23 protein-coding genes are annotated in these 22,852 nt (G+C 66.7%); 14 read left to right on the plus strand and 9 right to left on the minus strand.

Annotated elements, in window-relative coordinates:
- Together EOJ32_RS11285 and EOJ32_RS11290 are read left to right on the plus strand one after the other, a co-directional pair.
- A complete protein-coding gene (locus tag EOJ32_RS11285; protein ID WP_045981210.1) occupies positions 1-1,008 on the plus strand; it encodes a branched-chain amino acid ABC transporter permease in 1,008 nt (335 codons plus the stop codon).
- Between the two features lie 12 nt (positions 1,009-1,020).
- Positions 1,021-2,355: a branched-chain amino acid ABC transporter permease gene (locus EOJ32_RS11290; protein WP_127898621.1), complete on the plus strand. Its 1,335-nt coding sequence runs from the start codon at positions 1,021-1,023 to the stop codon at positions 2,353-2,355.
- Between the two features lie 46 nt (positions 2,356-2,401).
- Here the strand turns inward: EOJ32_RS11290 and EOJ32_RS11295 are convergent, their stop codons facing one another.
- Entirely contained in the window at positions 2,402-2,914 is a 513-nt protein-coding gene (locus EOJ32_RS11295) for a CAP domain-containing protein (RefSeq protein WP_127898622.1), read from the minus strand.
- 123 nt (positions 2,915-3,037) lie between these two features.
- Here EOJ32_RS11295 and guaA point away from each other — a divergent pair, with 123 nt between their 5' ends.
- From guaA to EOJ32_RS11335, 8 genes are all read left to right on the plus strand, one after another.
- On the plus strand, positions 3,038-4,597 hold the full coding sequence (gene guaA, locus EOJ32_RS11300) for a glutamine-hydrolyzing GMP synthase (protein WP_127898623.1): 1,560 nt from the start codon (positions 3,038-3,040) through the stop codon (positions 4,595-4,597).
- 75 nt (positions 4,598-4,672) lie between these two features.
- Positions 4,673-6,193, plus strand: a complete 1,521-nt coding sequence (locus EOJ32_RS11305) for a cryptochrome/photolyase family protein (protein ID WP_127898624.1) — start codon at positions 4,673-4,675, stop codon at positions 6,191-6,193.
- 62 nt (positions 6,194-6,255) lie between these two features.
- Positions 6,256-7,053 (plus strand): GNAT family N-acetyltransferase, encoded by a 798-nt coding sequence (locus EOJ32_RS11310; RefSeq protein ID WP_127898625.1) that lies wholly within the window; start codon positions 6,256-6,258, stop codon positions 7,051-7,053.
- 70 nt (positions 7,054-7,123) lie between these two features.
- Positions 7,124-8,944 (plus strand): M3 family oligoendopeptidase, encoded by a 1,821-nt coding sequence (locus EOJ32_RS11315; protein ID WP_127898626.1) that lies wholly within the window; start codon positions 7,124-7,126, stop codon positions 8,942-8,944.
- 58 nt (positions 8,945-9,002) lie between these two features.
- A complete protein-coding gene (locus EOJ32_RS11320; protein ID WP_127898627.1) occupies positions 9,003-10,184 on the plus strand; it encodes a dipeptidase in 1,182 nt (393 codons plus the stop codon).
- Positions 10,185-10,193: 9 nt separating this feature from the next.
- Positions 10,194-10,577, plus strand: coding sequence for a D-ribose pyranase (gene rbsD / locus EOJ32_RS11325; RefSeq protein ID WP_127898628.1), 384 nt, complete (start codon positions 10,194-10,196; stop codon positions 10,575-10,577).
- Between the two features lie 63 nt (positions 10,578-10,640).
- Positions 10,641-10,787 (plus strand): entericidin A/B family lipoprotein, encoded by a 147-nt coding sequence (locus tag EOJ32_RS11330; RefSeq protein WP_064503532.1) that lies wholly within the window; start codon positions 10,641-10,643, stop codon positions 10,785-10,787.
- Between the two features lie 141 nt (positions 10,788-10,928).
- Positions 10,929-11,312, plus strand: a complete 384-nt coding sequence (locus tag EOJ32_RS11335; RefSeq protein WP_127898629.1) for a hypothetical protein — start codon at positions 10,929-10,931, stop codon at positions 11,310-11,312.
- Between the two features lie 3 nt (positions 11,313-11,315).
- Here EOJ32_RS11335 and lepA read toward each other — a convergent pair whose 3' ends face one another.
- The 4 genes from lepA to EOJ32_RS11355 all read right to left on the minus strand — a co-directional run bounded on the left by lepA (position 11,316) and on the right by EOJ32_RS11355 (position 15,681).
- Positions 11,316-13,115, minus strand: coding sequence for a translation elongation factor 4 (lepA, locus tag EOJ32_RS11340; RefSeq protein ID WP_127898630.1), 1,800 nt, complete (start codon positions 13,113-13,115; stop codon positions 11,316-11,318).
- A gap of 65 nt (positions 13,116-13,180) precedes the next feature.
- A complete protein-coding gene (locus tag EOJ32_RS11345; protein ID WP_127898631.1) occupies positions 13,181-13,876 on the minus strand; it encodes a type 1 glutamine amidotransferase domain-containing protein in 696 nt (231 codons plus the stop codon).
- A 201-nt stretch (positions 13,877-14,077) separates the two neighbouring features.
- Positions 14,078-14,983 carry a DMT family transporter gene (locus EOJ32_RS11350; protein ID WP_240542414.1) on the minus strand — a complete coding sequence of 302 codons (906 nt, stop codon included), beginning with the start codon at positions 14,981-14,983 and terminating at the stop codon, positions 14,078-14,080.
- On the minus strand, positions 14,980-15,681 hold the full coding sequence (locus EOJ32_RS11355; RefSeq protein WP_127898632.1) for an HAD family hydrolase: 702 nt from the start codon (positions 15,679-15,681) through the stop codon (positions 14,980-14,982). The genes EOJ32_RS11350 and EOJ32_RS11355 overlap by 4 nt, the downstream gene beginning before the upstream one ends.
- Before the next feature lie 64 nt (positions 15,682-15,745).
- Here EOJ32_RS11355 and EOJ32_RS11360 point away from each other — a divergent pair, with 64 nt between their 5' ends.
- Together EOJ32_RS11360 and EOJ32_RS11365 are read left to right on the plus strand one after the other, a co-directional pair.
- The gene (locus tag EOJ32_RS11360) at positions 15,746-15,940 is read left to right on the plus strand and encodes a cation transporter (protein WP_127898633.1); all 195 of its coding nucleotides are present in this window, start codon (positions 15,746-15,748) and stop codon (positions 15,938-15,940) included.
- Between the two features lie 130 nt (positions 15,941-16,070).
- Positions 16,071-16,373, plus strand: a complete 303-nt coding sequence (locus EOJ32_RS11365) for a hypothetical protein (RefSeq protein WP_052714596.1) — start codon at positions 16,071-16,073, stop codon at positions 16,371-16,373.
- A gap of 28 nt (positions 16,374-16,401) precedes the next feature.
- Here EOJ32_RS11365 and parA read toward each other — a convergent pair whose 3' ends face one another.
- Positions 16,402-17,034 (minus strand): ParA family partition ATPase, encoded by a 633-nt coding sequence (gene parA / locus EOJ32_RS11370; protein WP_127898634.1) that lies wholly within the window; start codon positions 17,032-17,034, stop codon positions 16,402-16,404.
- A gap of 75 nt (positions 17,035-17,109) precedes the next feature.
- Complete coding sequence (locus EOJ32_RS11375) at positions 17,110-17,430, minus strand: antibiotic biosynthesis monooxygenase (protein ID WP_045981336.1); 321 nt, start codon at positions 17,428-17,430, stop codon at positions 17,110-17,112.
- Between the two features lie 123 nt (positions 17,431-17,553).
- On the opposite strand from EOJ32_RS11375, the gene EOJ32_RS11380 reads away from it, so the two are divergent.
- Positions 17,554-18,600: a dipeptidase gene (locus EOJ32_RS11380; RefSeq protein ID WP_127898635.1), complete on the plus strand. Its 1,047-nt coding sequence runs from the start codon at positions 17,554-17,556 to the stop codon at positions 18,598-18,600.
- A 28-nt stretch (positions 18,601-18,628) separates the two neighbouring features.
- Here the strand turns inward: EOJ32_RS11380 and EOJ32_RS11385 are convergent, their stop codons facing one another.
- Together EOJ32_RS11385 and hemA are read right to left on the minus strand one after the other, a co-directional pair.
- Positions 18,629-19,837: a helix-turn-helix domain-containing protein gene (locus EOJ32_RS11385; RefSeq protein WP_127899373.1), complete on the minus strand. Its 1,209-nt coding sequence runs from the start codon at positions 19,835-19,837 to the stop codon at positions 18,629-18,631.
- A gap of 205 nt (positions 19,838-20,042) precedes the next feature.
- Complete coding sequence (gene hemA / locus EOJ32_RS11390) at positions 20,043-21,272, minus strand: 5-aminolevulinate synthase (protein ID WP_045999074.1); 1,230 nt, start codon at positions 21,270-21,272, stop codon at positions 20,043-20,045.
- Between the two features lie 163 nt (positions 21,273-21,435).
- Between hemA and EOJ32_RS11395 the strand changes: the two genes are divergently transcribed.
- Entirely contained in the window at positions 21,436-22,821 is a 1,386-nt protein-coding gene (locus tag EOJ32_RS11395; protein ID WP_127898636.1) for a M20/M25/M40 family metallo-hydrolase, read from the plus strand.
- The last annotated feature ends 31 nt before the right edge of the window (positions 22,822-22,852 follow it).

A 22,852-nucleotide genomic window follows, 5' to 3' on the forward strand; every position in this document is an offset into this window, starting at 1 on the left:
GTGGATATCCTGAACGCCCTCGTGGTCTTTCTGAACTTCGTCTTCATCCCGGCCGCCGCCTATGGCGCGCAGCTGGCGCTCGGCGCCCTGGGCGTCACGCTGATCTATGGCATCCTGCGGTTTTCGAACTTCGCGCATGGCGACACCATGGCCTTTGGCACGGGCATCGTGATCCTGCTGACCTGGGGGCTGCAATCCCTGGGCATCAGCGCGGGCCCGCTGCCCACGGCGCTGATCGCCCTTCCTCTTGGCATCGCGCTGACGGCGCTGCTGGTGCTGGGCACCGACCGCGCAGTCTATAAATTCTATCGCCGGCAGAAGGCCGCGCCGATCATCCTGGTGATGGCATCGGTCGGCGTGATGTTCGTGATGAACGGCCTGACCCGCATCCTGATCGGCGTGGACGAGATCCGCTTTGACGACGGCGCGCGCTTCCTGATCGCGGTCCGCGATTTCCGCGAGATGACCGGGCTGGAGGAAGGCCTGGCGCTGCGCTCGACCCAGGCACTGACCGTGGGGGTGGCGCTGATCGTGATGATCGCGCTGTTCTGGTTCCTGAACCGCACGAAGTCGGGCAAGGCCATGCGCGCCTATTCCGACAACGAGGATCTGGCCCTGCTGTCGGGCATTGACCCGGAACGCGTCGTGCGCCTGACCTGGATCATCGCGGCCGCGCTGGCGACCATCGCGGGCACGCTTTACGGGTTGGACAAGTCATTCAAGGCCTTCAACTATTTCCAGATCCTGCTGCCGATCTTTGCTGCCGCGATCGTCGGGGGCCTGGGCAATCCGCTTGGCGCCATCGCGGGCGGGTTCCTGGTCGCGTTCTCCGAGGTGGCGGTGACCTATCCGTGGGTAAAGGTCGTGGGCTATCTGGCGCCTTGGTACGAACCCGGCGGGCTGATGCAGCTTCTGGGCACGGAATACAAATTCGCGGTCAGCTTCGTGATCCTGATCGTCGTCCTGCTGTTCAGGCCCACCGGCCTGTTCCGCGGCAAATCGGTCTGAGGGAAAAAGATCATGGCAACCAACCGTCAAGCCGCGACATCCGCCAGCCCCTGGCGCGCGCCAATCCTGTTCGCGGTGCTGGCCATCCTGTTCGTGCTGGAGGGCACGGTCCGGAACAGCATGTTCTCGGGCAGCTGGAACACGTCGCTGGCGATTCTGAACATGGGGCTGCTGTCCGCGATCACCGCCCTGGGCGTCAACATGCAGTGGGGCTATGCGGGCCTCTTCAACGTGGGCGTGGTGGGCTTTCTGGCGATGGGCGCTCTGGCCCCCGTCCTGGTGTCGCTGCCCCCGGTCGAAGGAGCATGGGCCGCGGGTGGCACGCGGCTGATGCTGGCGCTGGCCGTGGGCGTGGGAACGCTGGCCATGGCCAAGCTGGCCTGGACGCGCACCCGCAGCGGCATCCTGACCGCGGTCGTGCTGATCGGCGGCTTTGTCGCCTATCGCTGGCTGTTCGATCCCGCTGTCATCGCGATCGAGGCGAACAACCCGGCCCGCAACGGCAATATCGGCGGCCTTGGCCTGCCGGTGCTGCTGTCTTGGGTGGTGGGCGGCCTGTTCGCGGCCGCTGCGGCCTGGGCCATCGGCAAGGTCGCCCTGGGCCTGCGGTCCGATTACCTGGCCATCGCCACGCTTGGCATCGGCGAGATCATCGTGGCCGTGATGAAGAACGAGGACTGGCTGGCCCGCGGGGTCAAGAACATCACCTCGATCCCGCGCCCCGTCGCGCAGGAGGTGGCCCTGCAGCGCAACCCGGATTTCGTCGACTTTGCCGCCAGCTGGGGCTTCCCCGCGGCCGAGGCGTCGGGCATCTGGGTCAAGCTGTCCTACATGTCGCTGTTCCTGGTCGTGCTGCTGGTCATCATCCTGCTGGCCGAACTGGCGCTGAAATCGCCCTGGGGCCGCATGATGCGCGCCATCCGCGACAACGAGACCGCGGCCGAGGCGATGGGCAAGGACGTGACCCGCCGCCACCTGCAGGTGTTCATCCTGGGGTCGGCGGTCATTGGGGTCGCGGGCGCGATGATGGTGACGCTGGACGGGCTTTTGGCGCCGACCAGCTATAACCCGCTGCGCTATACCTTCCTGATCTGGGTGATGGTGATCGTTGGCGGGTCCGGCAACAACTGGGGTGCAGTGCTGGGGGCCGTCACCATCTGGTTCCTGTGGATCAAGGCCGAGGTCTGGGGCCCTGCCCTGATCGCGATGCTGACCGGGCCGATGGCCGACGGGCCGGTCAAGGCGCACCTGCTGGACAGCGCGCCGCACATGCGCTTCATCGCGATGGGGGCGGTGCTGCTGCTGGTGCTGCGCTTTGCGCCACGGGGCCTGCTGCCCGAAAAATAGGGCAACATGGGAGAGGGGCGCGGATCACACCGCGCCCCTTGTCCGTTCAGCGGCAGTTGTTGCCCAGGACCGTGCTGTGCCACAGCCGCCCGTCCGCGCCGCGCACGACTCCGCTGCCGATTTGATAGCTGAGCTGTCCCAGGACCTGTTCCCGCTGCGGGCCGGGGACAAGCCACGCGTTGACCGTTCCTTCGGGCGTGCCGCCGGCGCCGACCAGCTGGACCACGCCGCAGGTCGGATAGCCCACGGACCGCGCGCGGTCGACGACGTTCGACCCGTTCGACCCGGCCACGTCCGCGCGGCCCATCCGTGCCATGTCGCAGGCATGGGCCAGTGCGATGCGGTCCAGTTCCGCACTGCTGGCCAGCGCGTTCTTGCCCTCGGCCGCACGGGCGGCGTTGACGGCGGCGGACAGGCGCAGCCCCGCGTCGACCTCTCCGCGGCATTCTGTGGCCAGCGCCTGATCGGCGGGGGCATGCGGGGCCGTCAGGCCGGGAATCGGCATCTGGCAGGCAGACAGGGCCAGAACGCAGGTGGCGGCAAGGGACAAACGCTTCATCGGGACATACCTTTTGCACGGATCGGGGTGATTGACCCCGAACGCGCGCGGGTTTCGTCGGTTCCCGCCCGCCGCGGCGCCGAAATGCTTGCAAGGTGCTGAAACCGCGCTTAAAGCGCACCCATGACCCAGCACCAGCGCCTTCTGATCATCGACTTCGGCAGCCAGGTGACGCAGCTGATCGCGCGTCGCCTGCGTGAACTGAACGTCTATTGCGAAATCCACCCGTTCAACACGGTGACCGACGACACGCTGCGCCAGATGGCGCCGCAGGCGATCATCCTGTCGGGCGGCCCCGCCAGCGTCACGACCGACGGCAGCCCGCGCGCGCCCCAGGCCGTGTTCGACATGGGCGTGCCCGTCTTTGGCATCTGCTATGGCCAGCAGGTCATGATGGAGCAGCTGGGCGGCCGGGTCGAGGCCGGGCACCACGCCGAATACGGCCGCGCCTTCATCGCGCCCGCGCCGGGCCACAAGTCCGACGGCATCTTTGCCGGCCTGTTCGACACGGGCCGCGAAGAGGTCTGGATGAGCCATGGCGACCGCGTCACCAGCCTTGCGCCGGGCTTCGAGGTCATCGGCACCTCGCCCAACGCGCCCATGGCGATGATCGCGGACGAGGGGCGCCATTTCTATGCCGTCCAGTTCCACCCCGAGGTGCATCACACGCCGAACGGCCGCACCATGCTGGAGAACTTCGTCCGGCTGGCGGGCTTTACCGGCGACTGGACCATGGCCAGCTACAAGGACGAGGCGATCCGCAAGATCCGCGAGACCGTGGGCGACCGCAAGGTCATCTGCGGCCTGTCGGGCGGCGTGGATTCGTCGGTGGCGGCGGTCCTGATCCACGAGGCGATCGGCGACCAGCTGACCTGCGTCTTCGTCGATCACGGGTTGCTGCGGCTGAACGAGGGCGAGGACGTCGTCAAGATGTTCCGCGACAACTACAACATCCCGCTGATCCATGCGAACGAGGCCGACCTGTTCCTGGGATCGCTGGAAGGCGTCAGCGACCCAGAGGTCAAGCGCAAGACCATCGGTCGGCTGTTCATCAACGTGTTCCAGAAATACGCCAGCCAGATCGAGGGCGCCGATTTCCTGGCGCAGGGGACGCTGTACCCGGACGTGATCGAGAGCGTCAGCTTCAGCGGCGGCCCGTCGGTCACGATCAAGTCGCACCACAACGTCGGCGGCCTGCCCGAGAAGATGGGCCTGAAGCTGGTGGAACCCCTGCGCGAACTGTTCAAGGACGAAGTCCGCGAGCTGGGCCGCGAACTGGGCCTGCCCGAGAGCTTCATCGGCCGCCACCCCTTCCCCGGCCCTGGCCTTGCAATTCGGTGCCCCGGAGAGATCACCCGCGAAAAGCTGGAGATCCTGCGCAAGGCCGACGCGGTCTTCATCGACCAGATCCGCAAGCACGGTCTGTACGACGAGATCTGGCAGGCCTTCGTGGCGATCCTGCCCGTGCGCACGGTGGGCGTCATGGGCGACGGGCGGACCTATGATTTCGCCTGCGCGCTGCGGGCCGTGACGTCGGTCGACGGGATGACGGCGGACTATTATCCCTTCACCCACGATTTCCTGGGCGAGACCGCGACGCGGATCATCAACGAGGTCAAGGGCATCAACCGTTGCACCTATGACATCACGTCCAAGCCGCCGGGCACGATCGAGTGGGAATGACGCGGCACCGCGTCGCATGACATGTCGGGAACGCGCAGGGCAACCTGCGCGTCCTTGTCATTCTGGGGGTGTGGAATGCGTCTGATCCTGGTGCTGGGCGACCAGCTGTCGCCTGACCTGTCAGCGCTGCGCGAGGCACGCCCCGACGATCTGATCGTCATGGCCGAGGTGATGTCCGAGGCCAGCTATGTCCCCCACCACCCGCAGAAGATCGCCTTCCTGTTCGCCGCGATGCGCAAGTTCGCGGACCGTCTGCGCGAGGCAGGCCACCGTGTCGCCTACGCGACGCTGGACGATCCCCACAACACCCAGTCCATTCCCGGAGAGCTGCTGCGCCATGCCGCGGCACATGGCGCCGAGCGCGTGATCGCCACGCGGTCCGGGGAATGGCGCCTGATCGCCGCGCTGGACGACCTGCCCGTGCCCGTCACGCAACTGCCCGACGACCGCTTCATCTGCAGCCAGCCCGAATTCGAAGCCTGGGCCGACGGCCGCAAGGAATTGCGGATGGAGTGGTTCTATCGCGAGATGCGTCGCAAGACCGGGTTGCTGATGGAGGGTGACCAGCCGATGGGCGGCAAGTGGAACTTCGACCACGACAACCGCAAGCCCGCCCAGGCCGACCTGCTGCGCATCCTCCCGCCCCGGTTCGCACCGGACACGGTGACCGTCCAGGTTCTAGATCTGGTCGAGGCGCGGTTTCCCGACAATTTCGGCCGTCTGCGGCCCTTTGGCTATGCCACCGACCGGGCCGGCGCGCTGCAGGTACTGGCGCATTTCATCGAGCATTCGCTGGACGAGTTCGGCCCCTATCAGGACGCGATGTTGCAGGACGATCCGTTCCTGCATCATTCGATCCTGTCGCCCTATATCAACGCGGGCCTACTGTCCCCGATGGAGGTAAGCCGGGCCGCCGCCGACGCCCATGCCGCGGGCAAGGTCCGCCTGAATTCGGCCGAAGGCTTCATCCGCCAGATCATCGGCTGGCGCGAATACATGCGCGGCATCTATTTTCTGGAAGGGCCGGACTATACCGCGCGCAACGTGCTGGGGCATGACCGCGACCTGCCACCGGTCTATTGGGGTGCGCCCACGCGGATGAACTGCATGGCGCAGGCGGTGGGACAGACGCGCGATCACGCCTATGCGCATCATATCCAGCGGCTGATGGTGACGGGCAACTTCGCCCTGCTGGCGGGGATCGATCCGGCGCAGGTCCATGAATGGTATCTGGCCGTCTATGTCGATGCCTATGAATGGGTCGAGGCACCCAACGTTATCGGGATGAGCCAGTTCGCGGATGGCGGCGTGGTCGGGTCGAAGCCCTATGTCAGTTCTGGCAACTACATCGCCAAAATGTCGGATTATTGCGGCGGATGCGCCTACAAGGTGACGCAGAAGACCGGGCACGGCGCATGCCCGTTCAACGTGCTCTATTGGGATTTCATGGTGCGTCATCGCGACCGGTTCCAGTCGAACCCCCGCATCGGGCGCGCTTATGCGACCTGGGACCGGATGGACGCCGACAAGCGCCGCCAGATCCGCAGCGACGCGGCCGCCTTCCTGGACCGCCTGGATGCGGGCGATCCGGTCTGAGCCGCTTGACGCGGAGCTGCCGTGCCGCCACGCTGCCCGCCGATCAGCGAAAGGACCTGCCGATGGATTGCGCCTGCGGCCATGCCCATACCCCCGCCCTGGACCCTTCGGGCACGCCGGTGCCCCTGTCGCCTGCCCCCGTCGCCCTGCACGGACGCCTGATCTGTCACGACACGGCACAAATGCTGACCGCGCTGGACCTGCTGCAGGATCATGCCGATGCCAGCCGCGCCGAGCCGGGATGCCTGCGCTTTGACATCGCGCAATCCGACGACCCGATGGTCTGGACTCTGTCAGAGGTCTTTGCTGATGAGGACGCGTTCGCGGCGCATCAGGCCCGCACGGCATCCAGCCCCTGGGGCCTGCGCAGCCGCGACATGGGCCGCGATTTCCATCGCCACGCCGCGCAGGTCATGATCCGGCCCGAGGTCCCGTCGGATCACGCAGCCCTGGACACCCTGCTGGTACGCGCATTCGATGGCCCGGCCGAGGCCCGCCTGCTGCGCGCGCTGCGGGCCGATGGCGATCTGTCCCACGCGCTGGTGGCCCATGTCGAAGGCGTGCCGGTCGGCCTTGTCGCCCTGTCATCCCTGCAGGCGGCGGAACCGGCATTCGCCTTGGCACCGCTGGCCGTCCATCCGGCCATGCAGCGGCGCGGCATCGGTCGGGCGCTGATCGATGCCGCACTGCGCGCCGCGACGGGGCCGGTCGTTGTCCTGGGCGATCCCGTCATCTATGCCGGATCGGGTTTCGTCCCCGCGGATCTGGCATCCCCCTATGCGGGGCCTGGCCTGCAGATCCACGGCAGTCTGCCCCGGGGCAGCGCCGTCGTCCATGCCGGGGCCTTTACGGCCCTGTGACGGCGCGCCCCTTGCGGCGCTGCCCGGCAGGGTCCACATCTGACGCCGAAGCATTTTGAAAGGACCCACCATGGCAGGCAACACCGTCTTCGATGCAACCGATCCGGCGCGCGCCAAGGGCGATTTCGGCACCCTGCCCGAATGGGATCTCAGCGACCTCTATACCGCCCCCGACAGCCCCGAACTGACCGCGGACATCGCGCGCATCGAGACGCACGCGCAGGCCTTTGCCGCCGAATACCAGGGCAAGCTGGCCGACCTGGCGCCCGCGCAGATGCTGCAGGCGGTCGAGGCGTTCGAGCAAATCAATATCCTGGCCGGGCGCGTCATGTCCTATATCGGGCTGCGCTATTACCAGAACACCACCGACCCGGTCCGTGCCAAGCAGATGGGCGACCTGCAGGCGCGCATCACCGATCTGACGACGCCGATCATCTTCTTCTCGCTGGAGTTCAACCGCATCCCCGATGCGACCTACGAATCCATGTTCACCGCCGCCGACGGCCCTGCCCGCTACAAGCCGGTCTTCGACCGGATGCGCGCGATGCGGCCCCACCAACTGTCGGACGAGCTGGAGCAGTTCCTGCACGACACTTCGGTCGTCGGCGCCGCCGCATGGAACCGCCTGTTCGACGAGACGACCGCCGCCCTGACCTTCGACGTAGACGGAGAGACCCTGGGCCTGGAGGCCACGCTGAACCTGCTGACCGACCACGACCGGGCACGCCGCGAGGCCGCCGCCCATGCGCTGGCCAAGGTCTTCACCGCGAATGTCGGGCTGTTCACGCGCATCCACAACACGCTGGCCAAGGAAATGGCGATCGAGGACAAGTGGCGCAAGATGCCCACGCCGCAATACGGCCGTCACCTGTCGAACCATGTCGAACCCGAGGTGGTCGAGGCGCTGCGCAATGCCGTCACCGCCGCCTATCCCCGCCTGTCGCACCGCTATTACGCGCTGAAGGCGAAATGGCTGGGGCTGGACAAGCTGCAGGTCTGGGACCGGAACGCGCCGCTGCCGACCGACGCGCCCCGCGTGATCGACTGGCCCGAGGCGCGGTCGACGGTCCTGGACGCCTATGCCGGCTTTTCGCCGGAACTGGCCGAACTGGCCGAGCCGTTCTTCGACAGGGGCTGGATCGACGCGGGCGTCAAGCCGGGCAAGGCGCCGGGCGCGTTCGCGCACCCGACCGTCTCGACCGCGCATCCCTATATCCTGCTGAACTATCTGGGCAAACCGCGCGACGTGATGACCTTGGCGCACGAACTGGGCCACGGCGTCCACCAACGTCTGGCCGCCCGTCAGGGGGAGCTGCTGTCCTCGACGCCGCTGACCCTGGCGGAAACCGCGTCCGTCTTCGGAGAGATGCTTACCTTCCGCGCGCTGCTGGCCAAGACCATCGACCCCGCGCAGAAGAAGGCCCTGCTGGCGGGCAAGGTCGAGGACATGATCAACACGGTCGTCCGTCAGATCGCGTTCTATGATTTCGAATGCCGCCTGCACGCCGCCCGCGCCGAGGGAGAGCTGACCCCCGACGACATCAACGCGCTGTGGATGGCCGTCCAGCATGAAAGCCTGGGCCCGGTCTTCGAATACATGCCGGGATACGAGACGTTCTGGACCTATGTCCCGCATTTCGTGCATTCGCCCTTCTATGTCTATGCCTATGCCTTCGGCGACGGGCTGGTGAACGCGCTCTATGCCGCCTACGAGGACGGCCTGCCGGACTTTCAGGACAAGTATTTCGACCTGCTGAAGGCCGGCGGCTCCAAGCATCACCGCGAATTGCTGGCACCGTTCGGCCTGGATGCGTCCGACCCGGCCTTCTGGGACAAGGGCCTGTCCATGATCGAGAGCCTGATCGACCAGCTGGAGGCGCTGGAGGCGTGATCCCGTCTGGCGTCCCCGGTCCGTCGCGCTAGACTGTGCGCGACGGATCGGAGGAGCCATGTGGAAACGGGTGCTGCTGGGGACGGGTGCGGTCCTGGCAATGGGCGTGGCGGGGTTTCTAACCTTCGCCCCGGCCTATGTCGAACGCGGGATGAACCCCGTCACCATGCCGGCAGAAGGCTGGCCGGTCACGGCAGAGGCGCAGGCCCTGCATGACCGGCTGGTGATCGGCGACTGGCATTCCGATGCGTTGTTGTGGGACCGCGACCTGCTGGACCGCGCGGAGCGGGGTCATACCGACGTTCCGCGCCTGCTGGACGGGAACATGGCGGTGCAGGTCTTCACCACCGTTACGAAAAGCCCCCGCGGCCAGAACTATGATTACAACGCCACCGATACCGGCGACAACATCACGCCCCTGTTCATCGGACAGCTGCGCCCGCCGCGCAGCTGGTTCTCGTTGCGCGAACGGGCGCTGGTGCAGGCGCAGGCGTTGCAGGACGCCGCGGATCGCGCACCTGACCGGCTGCGGGTGATCCGCAGCCGCGCCGATCTGGCCGACCATCTGGCGCGGCGGCAGGCAGGCGCGCAGGTGCTGGGCGCGGTGCTGGGATCGGAAGGCGGTCACCCTCTGGAGGGCGATCCGGCCAATCTGAACGTGCTCTATGACGCGGGCTTTCGGTTGATGGGGCTGACGCATTTCTTCGACAACGAGCTGGGCGGCAGTCTGCACGGAGAGGGCGGCACCGGCGCGGGCCTGTCCGATTTCGGGCGTCAGGTGGCGGACGCGATGCTCGCGCGCGGCATGATCATCGACGTGACCCATGCCAGCCCGCAGATGGTGCGCGACGTGCTGGCCATTCCGGGCGCGCGGCCGGTCCTGTCCCATACCGGCATCACCCGCCATTGCCCCAGCCCCCGCAACCTGCCCGACGATCTGGTCGCGGACATCGCGCAGGCGGGCGGGATCATCGGCGTCGGGTTCTGGTCGGACGTGGTCTGCGGATCGACGCCCACCGACGTGGCCCAGGCCATCGCAGCCGCGATCGAGGTCGCCGGAGACGACCACGTCTCGCTCGGCTCGGACTGGGACGGGTCGGTCGACACGCCGTTCGACGCCGCCCATCTTTCTGCACTGACCCAGGCCCTGCTTGACCAAGGCCTGTCAGAGGTGCAGATCGCCAAGGTCATGGGGGGCAACATGATGGCCTATCTGGCCGAAACCCTGCCCGAGAACTGAGAGGAACCGATGAAACGCACGACCTTGCTGCATGCCGAACTGTCCGGGCTGATCGCCGCCTTCGGCCATGGCGACATGCTGGTGATCGGCGATGCCGGGCTGCCCGTGCCCGCCGGCGTCCGGGTCATCGACCTGGCCCTGACCCGCGGCATTCCGGGCGTCTTCGATGTGCTGGACGTGGTGCTGGCCGAACTGGTCGTCGAACGTTCGGCGATGGCGACCGAAGCCGCCCCCGACCTGCAGGCCGAATTCGCGCGACGCGACATCGGACCGGTCACCATGCTGTCGCATGACGACTTCAAGGCGGCGTCGCGACACGCCCGCGCGATCGTGCGGACCGGGGAATGCACCCCCTATGCCAATGTGGCCCTTTACGCTGGCGTGCCGTTTTAGACGGAACCGATGCGCCGATATTGCGTTGCAAGCCCAGATGCTTATCCACAAGGAGACTGAGCGATGCAGAAGAAGATCCTGGGCCTGACCGCCGTTCTGGCCATGATGACGCTGGCCGCCTGCGAAACCGTGCAAGGTGCGGGCCGCGACATCTCGACCGCCGGCGCGGTCGTCCAGCAGGAAAGCGCCGAGGCTCAAGCCGGGATGTGATCCTGATCGATCGGCAAGACATGACGGCCCCCCGCAGCGTGCTGCCGGGGGGCTTTCTCATGCGCATGGGGCATTGGATAAGGAACCCGATGCCGGTCTGGTCCGTTTGAACGTATCCCTCAAAGAAACGATGAGGCCATCATGCGGATCATCCTGATGGCGCTGCTCGCGCTGCCTTTGCCCGCCCATGCCTTCACCGCCCGCAATGGCATGGAGGCCCGTCAGGTCGACGCGACCGATATCGCGGTCCCGTTCGAGGCGGGCCGGACCGACACGGATTACTGGTGCGCCGCCGGTGATCTTGCGCAGCAGGTGATGAACCAGCCGGTCGCGACGCGCATCTGGCGCGCCAGTCCCAAGCCGCGCGAGGCAGGTCAGGGCATCCTGTTCACGCTGGACCCGGCACGCCAGGCGCAGGGCGCAGGCCTGTCCCAGTTCGGATCAGGGCCGCGCGATGGCGCACTGTCGATCGGTCAGGCCGTGGCCAGCCATTGCCGCATCATCATTCCCTTCATTCGGGAATGATGATCAGTTGTCCATCTTCAGCGCCTGGATGAAGGCGGTCTGCGGAATCTCGACCTTGCCGAACTGACGCATCTTCTTCTTGCCGGCCTTCTGCTTTTCTAGCAGCTTCTTTTTCCGCGTGGCGTCGCCGCCATAGCACTTGGCGGTCACGTCCTTGCGCATGGCCGACAGCGTCTCGCGCGCGATCACGCGGGCACCGATCGCGGCCTGGATCGGGATCTTGAACATGTGCCGCGGGATCAGGTCCTTGAGCTTTTCGACCATTGCGCGGCCACGGCTTTCGGCACGGTCGCGATGAACCATGATCGACAGCGCGTCCACCGGTTCGTCATTCACCAAGATCGACATCTTGACCAGGAAATCCTCGCGGTACTCACTGATCTGATAGTCGAAGCTGGCATAGCCCTTGGTCACCGACTTCAGCCGGTCGTAGAAGTCGAACACGACCTCGGCCAACGGCAGGTCATAGACCACCATCGCCCGCGCGCCGGCATAGGTCAGGTCCAGCTGGATGCCGCGACGGTCCTGGCACAGTTTCAGCACGTCGCCCAGATACTCGTCCGGCACCATGATCGTGGCCTTGATGCGCGGCTCCTCGATATGGTCGACATGGGTCAGGTCCGGCATGTCGGCGGGGTTGTGCAGGTCGCGCACCTCGCCGTCGCGCATGTGCAGCTTGAAGACCACCGACGGCGCCGTGGTGATCAGGTCCAGGTCGTATTCGCGCTCAAGCCGGTCACGGATGACCTCAAGGTGCAGAAGCCCCAGGAACCCGCAGCGGAAGCCGAACCCCAGGGCCGCCGACGTCTCCATCTCATAGCTGAAGCTGGCGTCGTTCAGGGCCAGCTTTTCGATGGCGTCGCGCAGGGGTTCGAAATCGTTGGCGTCCACCGGGAACAACCCGCAGAACACCACCGGCTGCGCCGGCTTGAAGCCCGGCAGCGCCGTGGCACAGGGCTTGCGTTCCTGGGTGATCGTGTCGCCCACGCGCGTATCGCGCACCTGCTTGATCGAGCCGGTGAAGACACCGATCTCTCCCGGGCCCAGTTCGGCGATGTCGACCATCTGCGGCGTCAGGACGGCCAGCTTGTCGATGCGGTGGCTGGCGCCGGTCTGCATCATCTTGATCTGGTCGCCCTTGCGGATCACCCCATCCATGACGCGGATCATCACGACAACGCCCAGATAGGCGTCGTACCAGCTGTCCACCAGCATCGCCTTCAGCGGCGCGTCGCGGTCGCCCTTGGGCGCGGGCAGGCGCGTGACGATGGCCTCCAGGACGTCCGGGATGCCCAGACCGGTCTTGGCGCTGATCGGGATCGCGTCCTGCGCGTCGATGCCGATGACTTCCTCGATGTTCTCCTTGACGCGGTCGGGCTCGGCCGCGGGCAGGTCGATCTTGTTCAGGACCGGCACGATCTCGTGGCCTGCGTCGATCGCCTGATAGACGTTGGCCAGCGTCTGCGCCTCGACGCCCTGGCTGGCGTCGACGACCAGCAGCGACCCCTCGACCGCGCGCATCGACCGGCTGACCTCATAGGCAAAGTCCACGTGGCCCGGCGTGTCGATCAGGTTCAGGACATAGGTCCGGCCGTCCTTGGCCGGATAGCTGATCCGCACCGTGTTGGCCTTGATGGTGATCCCGCGCTCGCGCTCGATATCCATGCTGTCCAGCATCTGGGCCTTCATGTCGCGATCCGCGACAGTGCCCGTGGACTGGATCAGCCGGTCGGCCAAGGTGGATTTCCCGTGGTCGATATGCGCCACGATCGAAAAATTGCGGATGAGGTCAAGGTCGGTCATGGGCGGGCTATACAGCCCCGCAAAGGCCGCGAAAAGAGGGTTTCGCGGCCCTGCGTTATTTGGTGTCAGGGCGCGGTCGGAAGGTCCGCGGCCTTCAGCATCAGGCGCGCGACCTCGGCCGACGAGGCAGGGTTCTGGCCGGTGACCAAGTTACCATCGGCGACGGCAAAGGGCTGCCAGTCCGGGCCCTTCTGATGATGGCCGCCCTGGGCCTTCAGCTGGTCCTCCAGCATGAACGGGACAATATCGGACAGGCCGACCGCGTCCTCCTCGCTGTTGGTGAACCCCGCCACGCGACGGCCGTGGACCAGCGGATCACCCGAGGCGAGACGCGCCGACAGCAGGCCGGCCGGCCCGTGGCAGACCGCGCCGACGACCGCACCCTTGTCGAACGCCCGGCCCAGCAGATCGCCCAAGGCCTTCGAATTGGGCAGGTCCCACATCGTGCCGTGACCGCCCGGCAGGAACACGATGTCGCAACCGGACACCTCGACGTCCTCGACCTTGGTGGTGTTTTCCAGCTTGTTCATGACCGCCTCGTCGGCCAGCAGGCGGCGGGCCTCGTCGGTCATCGCGTCGCCCTCGGCCGAGGAAGGGTCCGCCGGGGGCTTGCCGCCCTTGATGCTGGCCAGCTCGATCTGCCAGCCCGCGTCCGATAAGATCCAATAGGGGGCGGCCAGCTCCTCCCAATAGAAACCCGTCGGTTTGCCGGTGTCGCCAAGCGTGTCGTGCGAGGTCAGGATGAACAGGGCCTTGGGCATGGTAAACCTCCTTGAGGGATGGAAAAATCGCCACGATGCCGGGATGGCGCCATGGCGTTCGGCATGTCAATGTTCCCCGACGCGTCCGAGTTCCCGATCGCGATGTCGCACCGGTGCGACCATCTGGGTCGCGCGGCCGCCAAGGCCCCTCGATGGGCCCGCAGGCGGCCTCGTGCGCCCAATTCACGCGCGGGCACTACCTCAAACGGGACCGGGTCGCACCAGGCTGTCGACGGGGCGCCTGCGCCGCAGCCCCGCCTCGCGCCACATCGCATAGCCCCCCGCCAGCGCGATCAACGCCGCCCCTGCCAAGGTGGCCGCATCGGGCCGCTCGCCAAAGATCACCGCCGCCACGACCAGCGCAAAGGCCAGCCGCGTGTATCGGAACGGCGCGACGACCGACGCCTCGCCCAGACGCGAGGCCGCCACCAGCGTCGCATAGCCCACGACGCCGAACACCACCGTCCCCGCCAGCAAGACGACCTCGATCGGGCCAGGCATCACCGGCGCGGGCCCGGCCAGCAAGCCCAGCACCACCCCCGCCGGAATCATCGCGCCATAGGCCGAGGCCGACAGTTGATCCGACGCCACCCCCGGCGGAATGCGCCGCGTAGCCAGATCGCGCAGCGTCAGCCCCGCGACGCCCGCCACCGCCCACAGCATTGCGGGATGGAACGCCGCCGTCCCGGGCCGCAGGATCAGCAGCACCCCCGCGAATCCGACCGCCACCGACAGCCAGCGGCGCCACCCGACCTTTTCACCCAGAAACAGCGCAGCGCCCAGCACCAGCGTCAGCGGCAGCACCTGCAGGATCGCAGAGGTCACCGCCAGATCACCCACCGCCAGCGCCGTCACCAGGCAGACGGCCCCCACGATCTCTCCGGCATTGCGCAACAGCGCCATGGGATGGATCAGGTCACCTGTCCAAAGACGCCCGCCCCGCCGCGCCAGACGCGTCCAGAATATCGCACCCGCGACCACGCCCACCATCGCCAGCAGCTGCCACACCGGCATCGACCGGGTCAGTACCTTGAGAAACGCATCCTCGACCGCGAACATCGCCATCGATGCCGACATAAACAGCGCGGCACGCCCGTTGTCGGTCACGCCGCACCTTCCAGGTTGGCGATCAGCGCGGGCAGTCCGCCCATGTCGGACAGCTGATGCAGGCGCGGATGATCGGGCGCCTCGGCATGTTCATGGCTCCAGGTCAGGTCATGCGGGATGAAGACCCCCGTCCCGCCCAGATCCAGCACCGGGATCACGTCGCTGCGCATCGAATTGCCCGCCATCAGGAACCGCGACGGCTCCACCCCCTGCCCCATCAGGACACGGGCATAGGCCTCGGGCGTCTTGTCGGCCAGGATCTGCACCGCCGCGAATCGCTCGGCCAGTCCAGAGGCTGCGATCTTGCGCTCCTGATCCATCAGGTCGCCCTTGGTGATCAGGATCAGCCGCCGCCCCTCCAGCGCGTCCAGGGCTTGTTCCACCCCCGGCAGCAGGGTCACGGGATGGGCCAGCATCTCGGCGCCCAGGTCCAGGATACGGGCGATCTGGCGGCCCTCGATGCGTCCGTCGGTCAGCTCGATCGCGGTCTGGACCATCGACAGCATGAAGCCCTTGATGCCGTAACCGTAGCGCGCAAGGTTCGCGCTTTCCGTGTCGTACAGCCGCGCCGCGATGGTCTCGGCGTCGCCGTGGTCCGACAGCAGCGCGCAGAACTCAGCCTCGGTGACGCGAAAGAACGTCTCGTTCTCCCACAGCGTGTCGTCAGCATCCAGCCCGATGGCGTCAAACAGGGTCATGTCGTCCTCTTGCGGGCGGCGCCGCGCTGTTTCAGGATCGAACGACCCAGCACAGGAGCGCCCGATGATCTATTCCGTCCCCGACATGAGCTGCGACCACTGCAAGGCCGCGATCGAGGCCGCCGTCGCCGGGGCTGGCGGCCGCGCAACCGTCGATCTGCCCGAAAAGCGCGTCACCGTCGAGGGGCTGGATCCCGCCACCGCGCAATCCGCCCTGACCGCCGCGGGCTTCACCCCCCGCCCGCTGCCTGCCACATGACCCCGATCACCGGGTTCGCCGCGATTGAGCGGCGGGCCGCTTGATGCTAGGATCGCCCGATCGGCCTATGCGGGCAAGAACCGGACCAACCGGCGCGCGGCCGTCCGAGGCATTTCGAGGAGACAGTCCAATGCTGAACCGTTTCGTGATCGCGGCCGCCGCGATCGTCATGACGACCCCCCTGGCCATGGCCGGACCCATCGACAGTGCCTGCGTGCGGTCGGACCGCGCGCGCGGCAACGCACCGCTGTGCGGCTGCATCCAGCAGGTCGCGAACCAGACCCTGTCCCGGTCGGACCAGCGCCAAGCGGCGCAGTTCTTCCGCGAGCCGCATCGCGCCCAAGAGGTCCGTACGTCAAAGCGTGACGCGGACAACGCCTTCTGGGCCCGCTACCGCAATTTCGCGGCGCAATCCGAACGGCTGTGCCGCTGATCTGAACTAACAGGCTGGCCCGCTTGGGTCAGCCGATGCGGGCCAGGATCTCATCCGTCAGCGCGGCCATCTCGGCCATTGCGGGACCTTTGGGGCGTTCGATCGCCCCCAAACCCAGTCCCAGGGTCTCGGCATAGACGACGCGGTTCGCGACCTGCGTGTCGGCCACCTGCGCGCCCAGCTCGGCCGCCTTCTGCGCCACCTCGACCGACAGGCGCGTGTTGGGGCGTGTGCGGTTCAGGACCACCAGCACATCCGCCTTGTCGCGCCGCGCCAAGTCCAGGACCCCTTCGGTCGCCCACAGGTCGACATGGCTGGTGGCCACCGGCACCACCACCAGATCCGCCACACGCAGCGCCGGGCGCAGGTCGCTGTCGATCTTGGGCGGCGTGTCGATGATGACGTAATCGAACCGACGCTTCAGCTTCTCCGATTCGTAGCTGGCCCCCCAGGCCGACGAGGTCGAGAAATCCATTGCCTCGTCCTCTCCCACGGCGGACATGCGTTCCATGAACCAGCGGCCCAGGCTGCCCTGCGGATCGGTGTCGATCAGGGCGACGGAATGACCCCGCGCATGCAGGCTGACCGCCAGATTGACGGCCAGCGTCGTCTTGCCCGATCCGCCCTTTTGCTGAGCCACCGTGATGATCCGACCTGACATTGCGACAATCCCCCGCGTTTGGCCCAGCCTAGGGTCCAACGCGGCCGATTGCACCAAGTTTCTGCATGTGCAGCATCAGGGATGCACGGACTGAACCTCGTACATCACGGGCTCGAACGACTTGCACATTCCGTGGATCTCGCGGTTCCGGCGACGCATCTCGGGGTCGCGCAGCATCGCTTGGTAATCGCGGCGGTCGCGCCACTGCGAATAGGTGGCGATGCGGGTCTGCGCGTCGTTCAGATGGATCGCCCCGCCCAGGCAGCCGGGCTGTCTGCTGATGACCTGCGCCCAAGCCTCGGTCAGCAGGTCCAACACGTCATGCGCGGTACCAGGGGTCACCTCGAAGGTGGTGATGACGGTCTGGCCGTCGAAATCGGGCGTGATGCGGGGCATGGGCTGGCCTTTCATGGGCATGGTCCTGCCACCAGCGTAACCCCCAAGCCCCTTGGCGCAAAGTGCCATTGCAGGGCGCTGCACGATGTGCATCCTGCCGGGACGAAACAGCAAGGACCAGCCATGACCCCGGTATTCGACGGCCACAACGATTTCCTGCAGCGCGTCGTGGCGGCGGGTGCGGATGCCGACCAGCTTTGGCTGCATGGCGACGGCACCGGCCATCTGGACCTGCCCCGGATGCAGGCCGGCGGCATGGTCGGCGGTTTCTTCGCGATCTGGATACCGACACCGGCAGGGCTGGGCGACGACCATGCGATGGACGCGATGGAGAACCCGCCCTTCGAGCTGCCCCTGCCCGCCCAGATCGCGTCCGACGTGGCCCTGCCCCAGGCTTTCGCACAGGCGGCGGCGTTGCTGGCGCTGGAGCGGACCGGCACCCTGGATATCGTGCGCGACGCCGCAGGGTTGCGCGCGACCATTGCGGCCGGGAGGATCGCCGCGATCATGCACATGGAGGGAGCCGAGGCGATCCGCGACCGCGACGCGTTGCATTTGTGGCACGCGGCGGGGCTGCGCTCGCTTGGGCCGGTCTGGTCGCGACCCACCCAGTTCGGCGAGGGCGTGCCCTTTGCCTTTCCCGCCAGCCCCGACATGGGCGGCCCGCTGACTCCAGAAGGTCATGCACTGGTCGCGGATTGCAACGCGCTTGGCATCATGCTGGACCTGTCGCACCTGAACCAGGCCGGTTTCGACGATGTCGCACGGCTGTCGGAGGCGCCCCTCGTCGCCAGCCACAGCGCCGTGCATGCCTTCAGCGAAAGCAGCCGCAACCTGACCGACCGGCAGCTGCGCCAGATCGCGGACAGCAAGGGCTTGGTCGGACTGAACTTCGCCTCCAGCTTCCTGCGGCCTGACGGGCGGCGCCAGCCGTTGGAGGATCTAGGCATGATGATCCGGCATCTGGATCACCTGCTGGATATCCTGGGAGAGGATGGCGTGGCCTTGGGGTCCGATTTCGACGGCGCGCTGATGCCGCGGGATCTGCCCGACGCATCGGCGCTGCCCGTGCTGATGAAGGCGATGGACGATGCCGGTTACGGCCCCGCCCTGATCCGCAAGATCGCCTGCGACAACTGGATCGGCCTGTTGGAACGCACCTGGCGCTAGGCGGGCCAGGGTTCCGGCCCTGCGTGTCTCACTCGGTTTCGGTCTGGCCGGGCGTCGCGACCTGCGCCACCGCGATCATCTGCGCCAGTTCGGGGTCGGCCGCAGGATCGGCCAGTGCGTAACGCTCGGTCAGGCTGGCGGGGGACAGTTCCACCCCGCTGATGACCTGCGCGCCGGGCGCCGCCGGGCCATAGGTCTGGCCGCTGACCGCGAAATAGACCGCGCCCGAATTTCCGGTCCGCAGAACGGGCGGCTGTTCCAGCGGCGGCAGCGCAAAGCGTTCGCCCGCATCCATGATCTTTTCCAGCAGCACCGTGCCGTCCGCCGATGTCACGCGCACCCAAGCCGGACGCGCCGCCATCAGTTCCAACGGGGGCGCATCCGGGGCCAGCGTGCGCACGACGCTTTCCACGGCGGCGGGCTGGGCGGTCTGCAAGGCGCCGATGGCGCCGGGCGTTCCGGTCGGCACCTGCGCCACGCCGGCCTGCTGGGCAAGTGCGTTCTGGGGAAGCGGCACCTGCGCGACCTGTCCCGCCGAGGCGATCACATCCTCGACCGTGGCGGAACTGTCCAGCAGACCGGGATCGATCGCCGCGATCGGCCCGTCGCGCGCGGTCAGGACCGGTGCCTCGAGGATCTGCGGACGGTAAAGGCGATCCAGCGCCTCGGGCTGGGGCAGGCTCAGCGCGATGTCGCTGCCCTGTCCGCCGTCGATGGCAGGGTCCGACAGCCCCGCGCCCTGTGTCGGGTCCAGTTCGGCGACCACCGTGGGCAGATCGTCACCCGGGGTCAGCGTGACGCGCTGGACCTCCTGCAGGACGGCCCATCCGCCATAGCCCAGCCCACCGATCAGTGCCATCAGCACGAAGATCGCGCCGATGGCGCGCGGCTCGACCTCGGACAGGAATCCGCGTTCCTGAGGGATGAACAAGGCGCGGGGATTGGCCAGCGCTTCGGCAGGGTCGGACGGACGGCGGCCCGGCTTGGGCCCGGCAGCGGCAGGAGCCATGCCGTGCGTCGGCTGAAAGCCAGATTCCTGACAGAACCGCCGGAAGACCCAGTCGGGGTCCATGCCCAGATAACGCGCATAGGAGCGCACATAGCCCGAGATGAAGCTGGGCGCGTCAAAGGCTGAGACGTCGCAGTTCTCGATCGCGGCGACATAGGACGCACGGATGCGCAATTCGCGCTGGACGTCCAGAAGGGACTTGCCCAACGTCGCCCGCTCTCCGCGCATCAGATCGCCCAACCGCGTGTCATCGTCCAGGAACACTGCCGTATCCCCGACTTGCACGAAATCTTCTGCCGGGTCAGGTGCCCGCAGCCTGCTCATCGCCTATGCCTCATCCGCTTGTTATAGGCTGCCTCCGAATCGAAGGCTACCAAAGCTTCTTTAGCCAAAGGTTATCACGCAGGCGAGAGCAGTTCACCCGTGGATTGCATTACGCGCTCAATTCCGCGCGATTCAGGGCACAGTGCGACCACAGTGCATCCATCGCCCGGACCAGGTGATCGATCTGCTTCGGATCGTGCACCGGCGACGGGGTAAAACGCAGCCGCTCGGTCCCGCGCGGGACCGTGGGGAAGTTGATCGGCTGCACGTAGATGCCGTAATCGCGCAGCAGCATGTCGGACAGCGCCTTGCAATGCACGGGATGACCGACATGGACGGGCACGATATGGCTGCCGTGGTCGATGATCGGCATACCGAGCGATTTCAGGCGCATCTTCAGGATGCGGGCATGCAGCTGCTGCGCATCGCGCAGCTTCTGCCCCTCGGCCGTCTTCAGCAGCGCGATGGACGCCGCGGCCCCCGCTGCAACCGCCGGTGGCAAAGACGTGGTGAAGATGAACCCCGGCGCATAGGACCGGATCGCGTCGCACATCTTGTCGCTGGCCGCGATATAGCCGCCGAACACGCCGAACGCCTTGCCCAGGGTGCCGTTGATGATGTCGATGCGATCCGACAGCCCGTCGCGTTCCGCGACGCCGCCGCCCCGTTTGCCGTACATGCCGACGGCATGGACTTCGTCCAGATAGGTCAGCGCGCCGAATTCGTCGGCCAGATCGCAGAACCCCTCGATCGGGCCGAAATCGCCGTCCATCGAATAGATGGATTCGAAGGCGATCAGCTTGGGCGCGTCCGGGTCGTCCGCGGCCAGAAGCTCGCGCAGATGCGCCAGATCGTTGTGCCGGAAGATGCGCTTGGCGCCGCCATTGCGCTTGATCCCCTCGATCATGGACGCGTGGTTCAGCTCGTCCGAATAGATGATCAGGCCGGGAAACAGCTTGGGCAGCGTCGACAGCGTCGCGTCATTCGCGATGTAGGCGCTGGAGAAGACCAGCGCCGCCTGCTTGTCGTGCAGGTCCGCCAGTTCGGATTCCAGGCGCTTGTGATAGACCGTGGTACCGCTGATATTGCGCGTGCCGCCGGACCCCGCACCGGTGGCGTCCAGCGCCTCGTGCATCGCGGCCAGGACGGTCGGGTGCTGACCCATGCCCAGATAGTCGTTTCCGCACCACACGGTGATTTCCTGGCGTTCGCCGTCGGGGCGATTCCAGACCGCCTGCGGGAACCGGCCCTGCGCACGTTCGATGTCGATGAAGGTGCGATAGCGCCCTTCCTCGTGCAGACGTGCAAGGGCCTTGTCCAAGGCGACATCATATTTCATGGCGGGCGATCCCTTGCATAGCTGGCTGGGTGCGATCATTCTCCGACCGCGCGCTTTCTGCCTTGATAGAGGTCAAGGCGCGAAAAAAACAGGCCGAAAACGTCGCAATTCGACGAAAGGCGCAGGCAGAAACCTGAAATCGACACCGCAAGAGGTAGGAATCATGGGCGAACACGCAAGGCTGCAGGACATCCTGACGCATCTGGACCAGGGGTTGGAGGATGCGCTGGCACGGCTGATGCGCTTTCTGGAGATCCCGTCCATCTCGACCGATCCGGCGCATGCGGGCGATGTGCGGACCGCCGCCGAATGGCTGGCACAGGAACTGCGCGACTTGGGCTTCGACACCCAGGTCCACGACACGCCCGGCCATCCGATGATCACCGCCCGCAGCCCCCGTGGCGATGCGCGCCCGCTGCTGTTCTATGGCCATTACGACGTGCAGCCGGTGGATCCGCTGTCCCTGTGGGACCGCCCGCCATTCGAACCGGCGATCGAGGATACGCCCCAGGGGCGCGTGATCCGCGCCCGCGGCGCGTCCGACGACAAGGGCCAGCTGATGACCTTCGTCGAGGCGTTCCGGGCCTGGAAGGCCGTGCATGGCGCCCTGCCCACCGACCTGATCCTGCTGTTCGAGGGCGAGGAGGAGTCCGGCTCTCCGTCGCTACGGCCGTTCCTGATCGAACATGCCGACAGCCTGCGCGCCGATCTGGCGATGATCTGCGACACGGCGCGCTATGCCGACGGGCGGCCCGCCATCACCACGCAACTGCGCGGGCTGGTGGGACAGGAGGTCGTGATCCATGCCGCCGATCGCGACCTGCATTCAGGCAGCTTCGGTGGGCTGGCGGCGAACCCGATCATGATCCTGGCGCAGGCGCTGGCGGCGTTGAAGGACGACACGGGTCGCGTCACCCTGCCCGGCTTCTATGACGGCGTGGCGGATCTGTCGCCGGAGCTGGCGCGCGACTGGCAGGCGCTGAATTTCGACGCCGCCGACTATCTGTCGCGCGTGGGACTGTCCCAGCCCATCGGCGAACGGGGCCGCACCGCGTTGGAGATGGTCTGGAACCAGCCCACGGCCGAGATCAACGGCATCGCCGGCGGCTATGCCGGCGCGGGGTTCAAGACCGTTCTGCCGGCGACGGCGCGGGCCAAGGTCAGCTTCCGCCTGACGGGCACCCAGGACCCGCAGGCGGTGCGCCAGGCGTTCCAGGATCATGTCCGCCGCTTCGTTCCCGCCGATTGCCGGGTGGAATTCCACGACCACGGCGCCGGGCCCGCCAGCGTCATGGACATCAGCGATCCGGCGTTCGGCCAGGCCAAGGATGCGCTGACGCAGGAATGGGGCCAGGAGGCCGCCTATATCGGCGGCGGCGGGTCGATCCCCATCGCGGGCGATTTCAAGGAGCTGCTGGGCATGGATTCGATGCTGGTGGGATTTGCCCGCGACGACGACCGCATCCATTCACCGAACGAAAAGTACGACGTGGAAAGCTTTGCCAAGGGCGCGCGGTCCTGGGCGCGCATCCTGTCGGCCCTGCGCTGACATGAAAAAGGGGGCCCGATCCGGCCCCCTT

This window comes from Paracoccus sp. Arc7-R13, from assembly GCF_004010775.1.
GTDB classification, from domain to species: domain Bacteria; phylum Pseudomonadota; class Alphaproteobacteria; order Rhodobacterales; family Rhodobacteraceae; genus Paracoccus; species Paracoccus marcusii.